General features: G+C 63.8%; 14 protein-coding genes. 2 read left to right on the top strand and 12 right to left on the bottom strand.

Annotation, left to right across the window (positions count from 1 at the left end):
• Positions 1 to 5 precede the first annotated feature (5 nt).
• The 11 genes from tatA to HXS65_RS14450 form a co-directional block, all read right to left on the bottom strand.
• Positions 6 to 260 (bottom strand): Sec-independent protein translocase subunit TatA, encoded by a 255-nt coding sequence (gene tatA / locus HXS65_RS14400; RefSeq protein ID WP_084207831.1) that lies wholly within the window; start codon positions 258 to 260, stop codon positions 6 to 8.
• Positions 261 to 373: 113 nt separating this feature from the next.
• Complete coding sequence (locus HXS65_RS14405) at positions 374 to 709, bottom strand: phosphoribosyl-ATP diphosphatase (protein WP_077377900.1); 336 nt, start codon at positions 707 to 709, stop codon at positions 374 to 376.
• A gap of 288 nt (positions 710 to 997) precedes the next feature.
• Positions 998 to 2626: a ubiquinone biosynthesis regulatory protein kinase UbiB gene (gene ubiB / locus HXS65_RS14410; RefSeq protein ID WP_084207832.1), complete on the bottom strand. Its 1629-nt coding sequence runs from the start codon at positions 2624 to 2626 to the stop codon at positions 998 to 1000.
• Complete coding sequence (locus HXS65_RS14415) at positions 2623 to 3291, bottom strand: SCP2 domain-containing protein (RefSeq protein WP_084207833.1); 669 nt, start codon at positions 3289 to 3291, stop codon at positions 2623 to 2625. The genes ubiB and HXS65_RS14415 overlap by 4 nt, the downstream gene beginning before the upstream one ends.
• 7 nt (positions 3292 to 3298) lie before the next feature.
• A complete protein-coding gene (ubiE, locus tag HXS65_RS14420; protein ID WP_077377909.1) occupies positions 3299 to 4045 on the bottom strand; it encodes a bifunctional demethylmenaquinone methyltransferase/2-methoxy-6-polyprenyl-1,4-benzoquinol methylase UbiE in 747 nt (248 codons plus the stop codon).
• Between the two features lie 150 nt (positions 4046 to 4195).
• Positions 4196 to 4555: a gamma-butyrobetaine hydroxylase-like domain-containing protein gene (locus tag HXS65_RS14425; protein WP_240499733.1), complete on the bottom strand. Its 360-nt coding sequence runs from the start codon at positions 4553 to 4555 to the stop codon at positions 4196 to 4198.
• 346 nt (positions 4556 to 4901) lie between these two features.
• Entirely contained in the window at positions 4902 to 6227 is a 1326-nt protein-coding gene (hslU, locus tag HXS65_RS14430; protein WP_077377915.1) for an ATP-dependent protease ATPase subunit HslU, read from the bottom strand.
• Position 6228: 1 nt separating this feature from the next.
• Positions 6229 to 6750: an ATP-dependent protease subunit HslV gene (gene hslV, locus HXS65_RS14435; RefSeq protein ID WP_077377918.1), complete on the bottom strand. Its 522-nt coding sequence runs from the start codon at positions 6748 to 6750 to the stop codon at positions 6229 to 6231.
• A gap of 334 nt (positions 6751 to 7084) precedes the next feature.
• Entirely contained in the window at positions 7085 to 7738 is a 654-nt protein-coding gene (locus HXS65_RS14440) for an SPOR domain-containing protein (RefSeq protein WP_077377921.1), read from the bottom strand.
• 3 nt (positions 7739 to 7741) lie between these two features.
• Positions 7742 to 9427 carry an arginine--tRNA ligase gene (argS, locus tag HXS65_RS14445; protein ID WP_176494251.1) on the bottom strand — a complete coding sequence of 562 codons (1686 nt, stop codon included), beginning with the start codon at positions 9425 to 9427 and terminating at the stop codon, positions 7742 to 7744.
• A 240-nt stretch (positions 9428 to 9667) separates the two neighbouring features.
• The gene (locus tag HXS65_RS14450; protein ID WP_176494252.1) at positions 9668 to 11935 is read right to left on the bottom strand and encodes a primosomal protein N'; all 2268 of its coding nucleotides are present in this window, start codon (positions 11933 to 11935) and stop codon (positions 9668 to 9670) included.
• A 218-nt stretch (positions 11936 to 12153) separates the two neighbouring features.
• Between HXS65_RS14450 and rpmE the strand changes: the two genes are divergently transcribed.
• Positions 12154 to 12366, top strand: a complete 213-nt coding sequence (gene rpmE / locus HXS65_RS14455) for a 50S ribosomal protein L31 (protein ID WP_077377930.1) — start codon at positions 12154 to 12156, stop codon at positions 12364 to 12366.
• Between the two features lie 438 nt (positions 12367 to 12804).
• Complete coding sequence (locus HXS65_RS14460) at positions 12805 to 14073, top strand: malic enzyme-like NAD(P)-binding protein (protein WP_176494253.1); 1269 nt, start codon at positions 12805 to 12807, stop codon at positions 14071 to 14073.
• 101 nt (positions 14074 to 14174) lie between these two features.
• On the opposite strand, the gene HXS65_RS14465 is transcribed toward HXS65_RS14460, so the two are convergent.
• The gene (locus tag HXS65_RS14465) at positions 14175 to 14939 is read right to left on the bottom strand and encodes a YdiY family protein (RefSeq protein ID WP_176494254.1); all 765 of its coding nucleotides are present in this window, start codon (positions 14937 to 14939) and stop codon (positions 14175 to 14177) included.
• Positions 14940 to 15064: the final 125 nt, after the last annotated feature.

Here is a 15064-nt window from a genome sequence, read left to right on the forward strand (position 1 = left end):
GCGGCTTACGAGCGCTTGTCAGCGGTATCGCGGCGCTCGGCCTCGACATCGATGGTATCGCCGCGGGATTCACCGTGGGAGACCTTCTGCTGAGGAGCCGTGTCTTCGGGGGCCTTTTCCTCTTCCTTCATGGCGCCCTTGAAGCCTTTGACCGCGCCACCGAGGTCTGATCCGACGTTGCGGAGCTTCTTGGTGCCGAAGATCAGGATGATGATGCCGAGCACGATGAGGAGCTGCCAGATACTGATGCCACCTAACATGGGAAGTTCTCCATTTTGGCCGATGGGACTAGGTCACGAGGCCTTGAGTCTTGCAGGGTGAGAGCACCACTGCCAGGGAAATCGGCTTGCGCTGCAAGTCGTCTGCTTGATCATCACTGACCGCGAGCGGCCTTTTCATCATGGCCGGAGACGCCGAAGCGTCGCGCCAGCTCATCCAGCACGTCCTGATGGTCCAGCCCGAGGTGAGAAAGCATCACCAGCGAGTGGAACCACAGGTCGGCGGTCTCACCGATCACTGCACGGTGGGAGTCCACGTCGTCCTGAGTGAAATCCTTGGCGGCCAGTACCGTTTCCGTGGCCTCTTCGCCAATCTTCTCCAATACCTTGTTGAGGCCCTTGTGATGCAGGCTCGCGACATAGGAGGACGTCGGATCAGCGTCGCGCCGCTCTGCCAGTACGTCTGACAGGCGGTTGAGAATATCACTCATGAATCATCATTCCTGAAAGCATGGGGTCTGGCATGAAAACCGTATCTTGCATGAGAACCGTTGCATGAGAGCCGTTGCATGAGAACCGTTGCAGGAGCGTCGCGGCCAGCCGGACAACCGGGCCCGAGCGAAGGCAGCGAGTCCAGCCCGAGGCTCCTGCCTCATCGAGCACTGCCGCGAGGCAAGGCCCGGCGACTCAGGATGCAAGGGTTACATGACAATCATATTGCACTGCGCCCCGAGGGGCGGCAAGTTTCGGTCAGCGCCGCGAGCGAAGCAGGGGCGCGGCTAGCGCCACAGCAACAGCACGATGCCCAGCCCCGCGCCGACCAGCACCATCATCGGTTGCGTCTCGGCCCAGGCGATCAGCGGTTGCCAGCCGAAGGCCACGGCGATCAGCAGTCCACCTGCGCGCAAGCGCCAGCCGGTGCTGGACGCATGATTGACACGATCGCGCAGCGTGGCGAGTGCCTCGGTCTGACGCTGTCGAGCGCGGTGTTCATCATCGATGCGCTGCATGGCCTGGAAGGCCATCACCGGCAGCTGCGGCAGCTGATGTGACAGCTCCGGAGCCTGCTTGACCATCTCGGCCCAGAACGCCTTGGGGCCGGCGCGCTCCTTCATCCAACGCTCCAGATAGGGGCGGGCGGTGGCCCACAGGTCGAGATCCGGATACAGCTGACGGCCGAGGCCCTCGATGTTGAGCAGCGTCTTCTGCAGCAGGACCAGCTGCGGCTGGACTTCCATGTTGAAGCGGCGCGCGGTCTGGAACAGGCCCAGCAGCACCTGGCCGAAGCTGATGTCCTTGAGCGGCTTCTCGAGAATCGGCTCGCAGACGGCCCGGATGGCCGCGGCGAACTCGTTGGCGCGCGTGCCTTCCCCGACCCAGCCGGACTCGATGTGCAGCGCCGCGACCTCGTAGTAATCCTGACGGAAGAAGGCCAGCAGATTGCGCGCCAGATAGTCCTGGTCCTCGCGGGTCAGGCTGCCGACGATACCGCAGTCGATGGCGATGAACTGCGGGTCATGAGCGTTCTCTCGCGAGACGAAGATGTTGCCGGGGTGCATGTCGGCGTGGAAGAAGTTGTCGCGGAACACCTGGGTGAAGAAGATCTCCACGCCGCGCTCGGCCAGCTTCTTCAAGTCGGTGCCCTGGGCTTCCAGCTCGTCGATGTCGGCGACCGGGATGCCGCGGATGCGCTCCTGCACCATTACCCGGCGCCGCGTCAGCGGCCAGTGGATGGTCGGCACGTAGAGCAGGGGCGAATCGAGGAAGTTGCGCTTGAGCTGGGAGGTGTTGGCGGCCTCCTTGTGCATGTCCAGCTCATCGAACAGCGTGGCCTCGTAGTCGGAGACCACTTCCACGGGGCGCAGACGCCGTGCTTCCGGCGAGAGCTTCATCAGCAGACGCGCGAGCAGATACAGCAGGCCGATATCCTTGCGCATCACCTCTTCGATGCGCGGGCGGATCACCTTGACCACCACGTCGGCACCATCGTGCAGGCGTGCCGCATGGACCTGGGCGATGGAAGCCGAGGCCAGCGGTTGCGCCTCGAATTCGGCGAAGGCTTCCTCGACCGGCATGCCCAGCTCCTGCTCGACCAGTTCGCGCGCCACCTCGTTCTCGAAGGGCGGCACCTGGTCCTGCAGGCGCTTGAGCTCATCGGCGACGTCCGGTGGCAGCAGGTCACGACGAGTCGAGAGCATCTGGCCGAACTTGATGAAGATCGGGCCCAGCGCTTCGAGTGCCAGCCGCAGGCGCTCACCACGCGAGCGCTTGCCGACAGGCAGCAGGCGCAGCGGTGAGAGCTTGACCAGCGGCCGCAGCAGCGCAGGTACGCGAGACAGCGGGATCAGATCATCCAGTCGATAGCGGGCGATGACCCACAGGATGCTCAGCAGGCGATAGAGTCTCACGACGGCTGGCACTCCCGATCAGCGGACCGTGGCGTGGTGACGGCCTCCAGATGGCGTCGCAGGCGCGCCAGGCGTGCCTCGGTGCGATCCAGGCACTGGGTCAGCTCGGTCAGCTCGTCCCGCGCGACCTGCAGCTGGGCATGGCCGGGCAGCCAGCGTGCTTCCTCGGTCAGATACTCGCGCAGATCCAGCTCCAGCTCACGGCGGCTGGTCAGCCCGAAGCGACCGAGGCTGCGCAGGCCGGTGGCCAGACTATGACCGGGAGTCTCGCCGAACCATTCGCTCAAGGCCCCTTCCCAGTCGAGATCGAGATCCATCACCAGATCCCGTGCGCTTTCCAGCAGGTGCAGACGGCCACGCACGGCCAGGCGGCCCTCGAACATCAAGCGCTCGATGGGCTCACCGGACAGCAGTGCCGCGGCAGTTTCCATGTCCAGCTCCACCACCACGTCGCCGTCGCTCTCGTTGGCCTCGGGCAGGCGCAGCAGATGCAGCCCCTGCAGGTCGAAGTGCACCAGCAGGTCGAAGGCGGGGCGCTCCAGGCGCAGCAGCAGGCGTCTGCCGGCAAGCGCATTCAGGCGCATGGCGGAGGCGGGGTCACGGGCGAGCAGGCGGTTGAGCGTGCGTTCCGCCGTCGCCACCAGCAGGGGGGTCAGCAATGCCATGACAGCCTCAAAGCTTGATACCACGGTGCAGCGCGACGATGCCACCGGTGAGATTGGTGAACTCGACACGCTCGAGACCTGCCTCTTCCATCATGCCGGCCAGGGTCTTCTGGTCGGGATGCATGCGGATGGATTCGGCCAGATAGCGGTAGGAATCGGCGTCGCCGGCGACCATCTCGCCCATCTTCGGCAGCAGGCGGAAGCTGTACTGATCGTAGGCGGTGGAGAGCAGCGGATTGACCGGCTTGGAGAACTCCAGCACCAGCAGGCGGCCTCCGGGCTTGAGGATGCGCTGCATGGAGCGCAGGGCCTTGGCCTGATCGGTGACGTTGCGCAGCCCGAAGGCGATGGTGATGATGTCGAAGGTGTTGTCAGGGAAGGGCAGCGCCTCGGCATTGGCCTGCACATACTCGACATTGCCACCCACACCGCGGTCGAGCAGCTTGTCACGCCCGACGTTGAGCATCGAGGCGTTGATGTCGGCGAGCACCACGCGACCCTTCGGGCCGACCAGGCGCGAGAACTTCAGCGTCAGATCCCCGGTGCCACCGGCAATGTCCAACACCGTCTGGCCCGGACGGGCACCGGCACGCTCCAGGGTAATGCGCTTCCACAGACGGTGGATGCCGAAGGACATCAGGTCATTCATCACGTCGTACTTGGCGGCGACACTGTGGAAGACATCCGCGACGCGGCCTGCCTTCTCGTCCACGGCAACTTCCTGATAACCGAAGTGAGTCGTACGCTTGTCCATGACTTCCCCTGTTGTGACGCCACCCATGGGGGACGTCAGCGCAATATGGTGAGCTTTCGCAGTGGCTCGATTGTAACCGCTGGCCAGCGGGCTGTCTTTTGACAAGACGTCGAGTCGGACATCTTGCCGCGCCCCATTGGCATCAGTGGCTTACAGCTGATTGAGCGGAATGCCCAGCGGCTCACGCGAGGCACCGGCCTCTTCCAGCTGGCGCAGGTAGTAGGCCCACATGGCATCGCGGCGGTTGGCCAGTTCCCACAGGTATTCCCAGGTGTAGAGGCCGCTGTCGTGGCCATCATCGAAATGCAGCTTCAGCGCATAGCGACCGCTCTGGGTGATGTTGGCCAGACCGACGTGGCGCATGCCGACCTGCAGCGTTTCCTGGCCGACACCGTGTCCGCGCACTTCCGCGGAGGGGGACATCACGCGCAGGAATTCGGTGCTGAGGCGGAAAGTCTGGCCATCCGCATAGCCCAGTTCCAGTTCACGCTCCGACTTGTGGTAGTGCACGCGCGTCGGTACCGGGGCCTCGTCGGCGTCACGGGCATGGCGCTCATTGAGGCGGTAGTCGCGCTGCTGGCTGCGAGGTTCGTCCTGCTCGGCAGCGTGGTCTTCAGGTGTGTCGTGGCTCATCAGGGCATCCTCGTGTCAGCCCGCCGTCCAGCATGACACCATGCTGTAAGGCGACCGAAGAAACAGGAGCGTCGAGCGACATCTCGGGCGCGTCGACGTATCTATGTCGCATGATGCACTGACGCCCGAACCGGGCCAAGCCGGATCGGGCGTCAGTAGCATCTCTCAGGGTGGCGATTGCCGCCATGAGGGCTTCTCGCGGGTCAGGCGCTGACGCCAGACGTCAGAGAATGTAGCGCGACAGGTCTTCGTCACACGCCAGGTCACCCAGGCGAGCATCGACATAGGCGGCATCGACCTTGAGCTCACCCGCCTGATCGGCACCTTCGTAGGAAATCTCTTCCAGCAGGCGTTCCATCACGGTATGCAGACGACGCGCGCCGATGTTCTCGGTGCCTTCGTTGACCTGATAGGCGATCTGGGCGATACGCTCGATGGCGTCATCCGCGAAGCTCAGCTCGACGCCTTCGGTGGCCAGCAGCGCCTTGTACTGACGGATCAACGCCGCGGACGGCTCGGTCAGGATGCGCTTGAAGTCGTCCGGGGTCAGGGCATTGAGCTCGACGCGGATCGGCAGACGGCCCTGCAGCTCCGGAATCATGTCCGAAGGCTTGGACAGGTGGAAGGCGCCGGAAGCGATGAACAGGATGTGGTCCGTCTTGACCATGCCGTGCTTGGTGGACACGGTGGAGCCCTCGATCAGCGGCAGCAGATCGCGCTGCACGCCTTCACGGGACACGTCGCCACCACTGCCGGACTCGCCACGCTTGGCGACCTTGTCGATCTCGTCGAGGAAGACGATACCGTTCTGTTCGACGGCCTCGATGGCACGGCTCTTGAGGTCTTCATCGCTGACCATTCTGGCCGCTTCTTCCTCGTGAACCAGCTTGAGGGCTTCCTTGACGCTGATGCGACGGCTTTCCTTCTGCTGCTTGCCCATGCTGGAGAACATGGACTGCAGCTGACTGGTCATCTCTTCCATCCCCGGCGGGGTGGCGAAATCCAGGCTCTGGCTGGCCGGGCTCAGCTCGATGTCGATTTCCTTGTCATCCAGCTGACCTTCGCGCAGCTTCTTGCGGAACATCTGACGCGTGCTGCTGTTGTTGGCCGCCGCATCATATTCCTCGCCACGGGCGCGCGGCAGCAGCGCATCGAGGATGCGATCCTCGGCGGCATCCTCGGCCTTGTCGCGCACTTCCTTCATGGCCTCTTCACGCACCAGCTTCATGGCGACCTCGACCAGGTCACGGATGATCGATTCCACGTCACGTCCGACGTAGCCGACCTCGGTGAACTTGGTCGCCTCGATCTTCAGGAAGGGCGCGCCGGCCAGCTTGGCCAGACGACGGGCGATCTCGGTCTTGCCGACACCGGTCGGGCCGATCATCAGGATGTTCTTCGGGGTGACTTCCGGGCGCAGATCATCGTTGAGCTGCATGCGACGCCAGCGATTGCGCATGGCCACGGCCACGGCACGCTTGGCTTCCGGCTGACCGACGATGTGCTGATCGAGGGCGTTGACGATTTCCTTCGGGGTCATCTGGGACATCTCAGGACAGCTCCTCGATGATGGCATTGTGGTTGGTGAAGACGCAGATGTCGGCCGCGATGGAGATGGACTTCTCGGTGATCTCGCGGGCGGACAGCTCGGTGTTCTCGATCAGGGCGCGGGCGGCAGCTTCGGCGAAGTTGCCGCCGGAGCCGATGGCCAGCACGCCGTGTTCGGGCTCGACCACGTCACCGTTGCCGGTGATGATCAGCGAGGCATGCTTGTCGGCCACCACCAGCATGGCTTCCAGCTTGCGCAGGGCGCGGTCGGAGCGCCACTCCTTGGCCAGTTCCACGGCGGATTTCACCAGCTGGCCCTGATACTTCTCGAGCTGCGCTTCGAAGCGTTCGAACAGCGTGAAGGCATCGGCGGTACCGCCAGCGAAGCCGGCCAGTACCTGATTGCGATACAGGCGACGCACCTTGGCGGCATTGCCTTTCATGACAGTGTTGCCAAGGGATACCTGGCCGTCACCAGCCAGGGCGACCTGGCCGTTGCGACGCACGGAGACGATCGTGGTCATGGATAACTCCTGAGAGAGCATGCCGGCGATTGGAATAAGGTGAACGGGGCCGGGCATGGCATTTCGGGGCAGACGAGGCCAGGGCCTCGTCGCGTAAAACGGGTGGTGGTCGTCAGTCTGGCAATTGCCACTGCTTGCCGCGACGTGTCACCGCCACCGTGGCGGATCGCGGTCTGATATCTCACCGGAATGCTGTAAATGGGGGCGCTGATACGGGTTTCAAGTCATCGGCGACTCAGCGTTGACGCCCGTTGTGCAGAGGGCTGGCACCCTTTACGCAACGGGCCCGCTCAACATGTGAGCGGGCCCGTTGGCCTGTGGCGTCATGCCGAGGTCATTGCAGCTTGATCAGCAGAGGCTCGATGCCCTGGGTGTTCATCAGATCCTGTGCGCGGTTGAGCTCGCGGGTGTCCTTGTACGGGCCGACCTGCACCCGGTGCCAGACGGTACCGCCAGAAGCATTGACGTCACTGACCTTGGCCAGCAGGCCGAGATCCTTGAGCTTGCCGGCCAGTTTCCTGGCATCGGACATCTCGCGGAAGGAGGCCGCCTGCAGCATGTAGTTGGTCAGCGAAGCCTCGGACTTCTTGGTGCTCTCGGCGCTGCCCGGACGCGGAGTAGACTTGTACTCATCCACCTTGGGGGCGATCACCTCGGTTTCCGGCAACAGAGTGTAGAACTCGAAGGTCGGCATGCTGCCGCCGCTCTCTTCGGGAGTGTCCTTCTGCGATGCCTTGTCCTGCTGGCTACCCTGTTGTGCGGCCTGCTGACCATTCTGCTGAGTGTTGGCCTTGGGCACGATGGCAGCCACCGGCAGACGCGGCGCCTGTTGCTGGAAATACTGAGCCAGCACGAAGCCGGCGACCAGACCGACGATCCCCCACAGCCACCCCGGGAAGCCGCGGCTCTGACTGGCGGCGGGCTGCCGGCGGGGGCTGGCTCCCTGACGGGAAGCGGGCTTCTTGCTGGCGGGGCGGCGAGCAGCCATGGCTTACATCTCCTCGGGAGCGCTGACACCCAGCAGGGCCAGGCCGTTGCGGATGACCTGAGCGGTCGCCAGACCCAGCGCCAGGCGCGCGTTGCGGGTCGCGTCGTCCTCGACCATCACCTTCACCGCGTTGTAGCAGGTGTGGAAGTCAGAGGAGAGATCCTGCAGATACTGAGCGACCTGCTGCGGTTCCCGCACCTTGGCGGCGTGGGTGACGACGTCCGGGAACTGGGCCATGCGATTCATCACGGCCTTTTCCTGATCGCTGGTCAGCAAGGACAGTTGCGCCATGGCCAGAGATTCATCGAAGGCCTTGTCTTCACGGCTGGCCTTGCGCAGCACGCTGTGCACGCGGGCGTGGGCATACTGGATGTAGTAGACCGGGTTGTCGTTGGACTGGGAGCGGGCCAGGTCGATGTCGAAGGTCAGCTGGGAGTCGGCGCGCCGCGCCGCCAGGAAGTAGCGGGTCGCGTCGCGGCCGACTTCCTCGATCAGGTCGCGCAGGGTCACGTAGCTGCCGGCACGCTTGGAGAGCTTCACTTCCTCACCGGAGCGCATCACGGTGACCATCTGGTGCAGCACGTAGTCCGGCCAGCCTTCCGGGATGCCGGCCTTGAGGGCCTGCAGGCCCGCACGCACGCGAGTCACGGTGGAGTGGTGGTCGGCACCCTGTTCATTGATGACCTGGGTGAAACCGCGCTGCCACTTGTCCAGGTGGTAGGCGACGTCCGGCAGGAAGTAGGTGTAACCGCCGTCACGCTTGCGCATCACGCGGTCCTTGTCATCCCCGAAGTCGGTGGTGCGCAGCCACATGGCGCCATCGTCTTCGTAGGTATAGCCGTTGTCGATCAGGCGCTTGACGGTGTCTTCGACCTTGCCGTCACGGTAGAGCGAGGATTCGAGGAAGTAGACGTCGAACTCGACGCCGAAGGCCTTGAGGTCCAGATCCTGTTCATGGCGCAGGTAGGCGACGGCGAAGACGCGGATGGCGTCGAGATCGTCAGGTTGCGCGGCGCCCGTGACCTGCTTGCCATCGGCTTCGACGGTATCGCCGGCCATGTAGGAGGCGGCCAGTTCGCGGATGTAGTCACCGCGATAGCCATCAGCCGGCCAGCTGGCGTCATCCGGGCCCAGGCCCTTGGCGCGTGCCTGAACGGAGAGCGCCAGATTGTTGATCTGGGCGCCGGCGTCGTTGTAGTAGAACTCGCGCGTGACGTCGTGGCCGGTGGCGGCCAGCAGGCGGCACAGCACGTCGCCGACCGCGGCGCCACGCCCGTGACCGACATGCAGCGGCCCGGTCGGATTGGCGGAGACGAACTCGACCTGGACCTTCTCACCGGCGCCCACGTCGCTGTGCCCGAAGCGGTCACCTTCGCTGAAGACGCGGCGCACGATGTCGGCCACCGCCCCGGTCTCGGCGAAGAAGTTCAGGAAGCCGGGGCCGGCGATCTCGACCTTGGAGACCGCGTCGGAGGCCGGCAGGGCGGCGACCAGCTTCTCGGCCAGCTCACGCGGCTTCATGCCGGCAGCCTTGGACGTCATCATCGCCAGGTTGCTGGCGTAGTCGCCGTGGGTCTTGTCCTTGGTCGGGTCGACCTTGATCTGCGGGCTGGCGTCGGCGGGCAGAGTGCCGTCGGCCTTGAGGGAATCCAGGGCCTGGCCCAGCAGTTCGATGATCGTCTCTTTCATGGAATATCGGTCTCTTCACGGCTCAGGTCGCACCGCGTGCTCTGGAGCAGGCGGTTGCAGGCATCAGGCCTGCGGGCAATGGGGGAGTGCGGATGTCGCTGCACGATGGCGGGCATTATCACCGATCCTGCGGCTTGCATAAACCGTCGTGATCAATCACGGCGCAATCCGTGTCCTGGCGGGATAGTGGTCAGTTCAGTATCGGGGCTGGCGACACCTGCCTGAGTCCCCCTGCCAGACTCAGGCCATGCCGATGGGATCGACATCCAGTGACCAGCGCAGGCGGCGCGCGTCACGATCCTGCTCGCAGAGCGTCACCAGCCAGGCGGCGGCTTCATGTAGCGGGCCGCGTTTCGCCGCGCGCAACAGCAATTGGGCGTGATAGCGATTCTGGCGGCGCTCCATCGGCGCCGGTACCGGGCCGAGGCAGTCCACCTTGAGGTCGGCGCTGTCGATGTGCTGACGCAGGGCGCTTCCTACCTTCAACAGCCACTGCTCGACCTGCTGCTGATCGGTGGCTTCGGCGCGCAGCAAGGCCAGATGGCTGAACGGCGGCAACTGCGCGATGCGGCGCTCCTCCAGCAGCTCGCCGGCCAGCTGTGGGTAGCCGGCCTGGATCAGTGTCAGCAGATTGGGGTCTTCCGGGTGGCGGGTCTGGATCAGCACCTCACCGGGGCGCTCGGCGCGTCCGGCACGCCCCGCGACCTGCACCAGCAGCTGGGCGGATTGCTCCAGCGCACGGAAGTCGGCGGCGTAGAGTCCGCTATCGGCATTGACCACCACCACCAGCGTGACGTGGGGGAAGTGGTGGCCCTTGGCCAGCATCTGGGTGCCGACCAGCAGGCAGGGTTCGCCACGGCGGATCACTGCCAGCGCTTCACTCATGGCGTCCTTGCGCTGGGTGCTGTCGCGGTCGATGCGCAGCACCGGCACGTCGGGGAATTTCTCGCCGAGCAGCTCTTCGGTGCGCTCGGTGCCCGCACCTTGCGGACGAACATCGCCGCTGCCGCAGGCCGGGCAGGCATCCGGCAGCGGGCGGGTGCGTTCGCAGTGATGGCAGGTCAGCTGCGGGGGATGGCGATGCAGGGTCATGCGTGCGTCGCAGTTGTCACATTCGGCAATCCAGCCGCAGGCATGGCAGGTCAGCGTCGGGGCGAAGCCGCGCCGATTGATGAATACCAGCACCTGATCGCCCTGGGCGAGGCGCTTCTCGATGGCGTCCAGACTCTGGGTGGAGAGTCCGCCCAGCGTCATGCGGCCGCGCAGGTCGATCGGGTGCAGGCGTGCCGGTTGGCTGCGCCCGGCACGCTGATGCAGATGCAGGTGAGTGAAGCGCCCTTCGCGGGCATGGCGCAGGCTTTCCAGAGACGGCGTGGCGCTGCCGAGCACCACCGGGATGCCTTCCTGCTTGCCACGTACCAGCGCCAGATCCCGGGCGTGATAGCGCAGGCCATCCTGCTGCTTGAAGGAGCCATCGTGCTCCTCGTCGACGATGAGCACCCCGAGCTTTGCCATCGGCGTGAAGATGGCGGAGCGGGTGCCGATCACGATGCGCGCGCGGCCGCTGCGTGCCGCCTCGAAGCCATCGAGGCGCTCGCCATCGCTGACGCCGGAATGCAGCATCACCTGAGGGACGCGGAAACGTCTGCGGAAGCGCTCCAGCGTCTGGGGCGTCAGGCCGATCTCGGGCACCAGCACCAGTGCCTGGCCGCCGCGATCCAGCACCGCCTCGATCAGTTGCAGGTAGACCTCGGTCTTGCCGGAGCCGGTCACGCCCTCCAGCAGCGTGGGGGAGAAGCGACTCAGGCCTTCATGCAGGCGCGAGAGCGCGCGGCCCTGCTCGTCATTGAGTGCCAGGCTGGGCTCGGCCAACACGCCCTTGCTGGCCTGCTCCGGGGTGGCGCCGGTGACAGGCTCTTCACGTGATTCGATGAAGCCACGACTGCGCAGGGTTTCCAGCTGCTGGCGGGTGAAGCCCTGGGCGGTGATCGCGCTGTGTACCAGGCCATGACGGTGCTGAGCGAGCAGCTCGAGCAGTGCGATCTGGCGGGTCGCGCGGCCGAGGCTGGCCGGCTCCGTGATACGCCCCTTGTCGGTGAGTGACCAGCGCTCACGGGTGCGTGCCTCGAGGGCACGTCCCTGGCGCAGCAGCGATGGCATCGCCTGCGCGAAGGTGTCGCCGAGCGAGTGCTGGTAATAGCGTGCGGTGAACTGACATATCCACAGCCAGTCGGCCGGCAATGGCGCTTCGTCGATCACCTCGCTGACGGGCTTGAGCTTCTCGATGGGAAAGGCTGAGTCGCTGCGCAGCTCCGCGATCACCCCGACCAGCTGGCGACGGCCGAACTCGACGCGCACGCGCAGACCGACCTGCCAGCCATGGCGAGGTGGCTGGCGTGCTGGCAGATAGTCAAACAGGTCGCGCAGGGGGCCGGGAATCGCGATGCCCAGTACACGTCCGGGCAGGTGAGTCGCAGTCTTGTCGCTGGTGTCAGGCACGCAAGGCATCCGAGGAAGAGAGAATGAGATGACGAGAGGAAAACGCCACGCAGTCTACAGAGTGTTGCCGGCAATAAACGCCACAAAGTTTGGTCTTGTCGCAGATGGCTGGTAAAATGCGTCGCCTTCCGTCGGAGTCGGCGGAATGACCGGTTACATCCAAAACCCGTGTACGGTGCCTGGCAATCGATCAGGTGGCGGTGCACAGCGACCTGAGGTTACACACCATGAAACAGGGTATCCATCCGGACTACCAGCGCCAGACCGCAACCTGCTCCTGCGGCGCGCAGCACGAAATCGGTTCCACTTCCAAGCAGACCTTCGCGCTGGACGTGTGCTCCGAGTGCCACCCGTTCTACACCGGCAAGCAGAAGCAGGCTACCACCGGTGGCCGCGTCGAGCGCTTCAACAAGCGTTTCGGTGCTGCCATCAAGCGCTGATACCTTCAGCTGCTTGTCGCTTGCATGGCGCTGTGCCTCGCGCAGCGCCATCAACGAAAAAACCCGCTTGCGAGCGGGTTTTTTTGTGTCTGTCATTCGATGCAGGTGAGGGGATTGGTGCCGAGCTGGCACTATTCCAGCGCCACCAACGCATCACCCCTCTGCGCAGGAGGCATTTCCATTTCCGGCGCCGGATGCGCGCAGGCATTGCGCGGATTTTCATGAGATACGCGGGGCGAAACGCCACGCCGACCCGTCAGTGATAAGGAAAGGTTTATGACTGAGTGGGGCATCCATAACGTTAGACGAATGGCTAAAACAGTTTTTAAACATCCGTATTAATTCCTTTTATAACAACAAGTTGCGTTGGTTGTTCGCGAGGGGGTTTTTCTATATTCTGGTCACAGCCAACCCCCGCTAAAATACCGGATGACACGCATGTCTGATGCCATGAAGAAAGCAGCACTGCAATATCACGCCGAACCGATTCCCGGAAAGCTGTCCATCGAGCTGACCAAGCCGACAGAAACTGCCAAGGACCTCGCGCTGGCCTACAGCCCGGGTGTAGCCGAGCCGTGCCGCGAGATTGCTGCCGATCCGGAAAATGCCTACCTGTATACCGGCAAGGGCAACCTGGTCGCCGTCATCTCCGATGGCACCGCCATCCTGGGGCTGGGCAATCTCGGGCCGCTGGCTTCCAAGCCGGTCATGGAAGGCAAGGGCGTGCTGTTCAAGCGCTTCGCTGGCATCAACTCCGTCGACGTCGAGATCGATGCGGAAAGCCCGCAGGCCTTCATCGATACCGTGCGTCGCATCCACACCACCTACGGTGGCATCAACCTGGAAGACATCAAGGCACCGGAGTGCTTCGAAGTCGAGCAGGCGTTGATCGAACAGTGCAACATCCCGGTCTTCCATGATGACCAGCACGGCACGGCCATCGTCACCGCTGCCGGCATGCTCAACGCACTCGAGATCGCCGGCAAGTCCCTGGAAGACGCGCGTATCGTCTGCCTGGGCGCTGGTGCTGCCGCGATTGCCTGCATGAAGCTGCTGGTCTCCAGTGGTGCCAAGGTCGAGAACATCTTCATGCTCGATCGCAAGGGCGTGATCCACAGCGGCCGTGATGACCTGAACCAGTACAAGGCGATGTTCGCCACCGAGACCGAGCTGCGTACGCTGGATGATGTCATCGAAGGTGCGGATGTCTTCGTCGGCCTGTCCGGCCCCAATCTCTTGAAGGCCGAGCAGCTCAAGAAGATGGCTGACACGCCGATCGTGTTCGCGTGCTCCAACCCGGATCCGGAAATCCATCCGGATACCGCTCGCGAAGCGCGTCCGGACGTCATCATGGCGACAGGTCGCTCCGATTACCCGAACCAGGTCAACAACGTGCTGGGCTTCCCGTTCATCTTCCGCGGTGCGCTGGACGTGCGAGCCACACGCATCAATGAAGAGATGAAGCTGGCGGCCGTTCACGCGCTGAAGGATCTTGCTCGCGAGCCGGTCAGCCAGGACGTGCTGGATGCCTACGAGATCGACAGCCTCGAATTCGGTCCGGGGTACATCATCCCGACGCCGATGGATGCGCGTCTGCTCGAGCGTCTGCCGGCTGCCGTGGCGCAAGCCGCCATCGATTCCGGTGTCGCGCGCAAGCCCTATCCGGCGCATTACCCGCTGACCAATGCGGATCAGGTCTACGGCTAAGCGTCATCGGGCCCCGCTTGCGGGGTGCTGAAAAAAAAGCCCTCGTCGGAGATGTCCGGCGAGGGCTTTTTGCTGCCTGTCCAACAACTTTCAGTGGCGCACTAGAAGTTGTAGAGAATCGAGGCGGCGGTGGTGGTGTCGGTCTTGGCGTCCGTGTCATCCGGCGGGCTGGTGTTGTTCTTGATCTCGTGGGAGAGCTTCAAGGCCAGGCTGGAGTTGATGGAGACGGTCAGTGCGGTATAGCTACGGCTGATGATGTTGTCCCGGGTACCTTCCACCGAGAACTGCTGCTCGAAATTCGAGGTATCAGACAGCTGCCAACGATAATCCATGGCCGTGTAACCGAGGAGATAGTTCTCGTGATCCCCCTCGGTGATATTGTCGTAGCGATAGCCCGGACCCGCCTCGACAGAGAGATTGTGCTCAGGGCCTGACAGCAGGCGAATCCCGTACCCCCCGATGGAGGTGACTTGATCGTCATAGCCGGAGAAGCGCTCCTTCTCCCAGCGCAGCAGCCCGAAGGCATATCGATCACGCCCCAGGTCATAGCGCTCACGCTGACCGATCAGGTACTGCTCGGTGGTGGTCTCGCCGCTGCTGGACACATGCTTGGCTTCCATGCGGAAGGTGTGGGTCCAGGGCTTGAGGTGCCAGGACAGGCGGGCCTTGCCCAGCAAGGTTTCGCTGTTCGAGTTGCCGGAGAGCTTGGTAAAGCCCAGCTCGGCCTGACCGCTGAATGGCTCGGAATCCTCGCTGGCGGCGGGGGGAGCGTAGAAGAGGTCATCATCGGCACTGGCCTCGCGAAGCGGGCTCAGGGCCAGACACAGCAGCAGGGTCATGCGCAGTGTGGGCAATGGGTGAAGCATGCAGACTCCGGGCATGGTGAAAGGGGGCATTGAAGGACAGCGAGGCCAGATGGATGAAAGAAGAGCGACCATGGGCCGCTCTTCTTTCACCTCACTGCGCGCGGTGTGGACGGGCGCAGGTGACC

The organism is Cobetia sp. 5-25-4-2 (genome assembly GCF_013374075.1).
Classification (GTDB): Bacteria; Pseudomonadota; Gammaproteobacteria; order Pseudomonadales; family Halomonadaceae; genus Cobetia; species Cobetia marina.

What these genes read in the sequence shown, in the direction of transcription:
- tatA (WP_084207831.1), bottom strand. Translation starts at nt 260, where the DNA reads ATGTTAGGTGGCATCAGTATCTGGCAGCTCCTCATCGTGCTCGGCATC.
- HXS65_RS14405 (WP_077377900.1), bottom strand. Translation starts at nt 709, where the DNA reads ATGAGTGATATTCTCAACCGCCTGTCAGACGTACTGGCAGAGCGGCGC.
- HXS65_RS14415 (WP_084207833.1), bottom strand. Translation starts at nt 3,291, where the DNA reads ATGGCATTGCTGACCCCCCTGCTGGTGGCGACGGCGGAACGCACGCTC.
- ubiE (WP_077377909.1), bottom strand. Translation starts at nt 4,045, where the DNA reads ATGGACAAGCGTACGACTCACTTCGGTTATCAGGAAGTTGCCGTGGAC.
- hslU (WP_077377915.1), bottom strand. Translation starts at nt 6,227, where the DNA reads ATGTCCCAGATGACCCCGAAGGAAATCGTCAACGCCCTCGATCAGCAC.
- hslV (WP_077377918.1), bottom strand. Translation starts at nt 6,750, where the DNA reads ATGACCACGATCGTCTCCGTGCGTCGCAACGGCCAGGTCGCCCTGGCT.
- HXS65_RS14440 (WP_077377921.1), bottom strand. Translation starts at nt 7,738, where the DNA reads ATGGCTGCTCGCCGCCCCGCCAGCAAGAAGCCCGCTTCCCGTCAGGGA.
- argS (WP_176494251.1), bottom strand. Translation starts at nt 9,427, where the DNA reads ATGAAAGAGACGATCATCGAACTGCTGGGCCAGGCCCTGGATTCCCTC.
- HXS65_RS14450 (WP_176494252.1), bottom strand. Translation starts at nt 11,935, where the DNA reads ATGCCTTGCGTGCCTGACACCAGCGACAAGACTGCGACTCACCTGCCC.
- rpmE (WP_077377930.1), top strand. Translation starts at nt 12,154, where the DNA reads ATGAAACAGGGTATCCATCCGGACTACCAGCGCCAGACCGCAACCTGC.
- HXS65_RS14460 (WP_176494253.1), top strand. Translation starts at nt 12,805, where the DNA reads ATGTCTGATGCCATGAAGAAAGCAGCACTGCAATATCACGCCGAACCG.
- HXS65_RS14465 (WP_176494254.1), bottom strand. Translation starts at nt 14,939, where the DNA reads ATGCTTCACCCATTGCCCACACTGCGCATGACCCTGCTGCTGTGTCTG.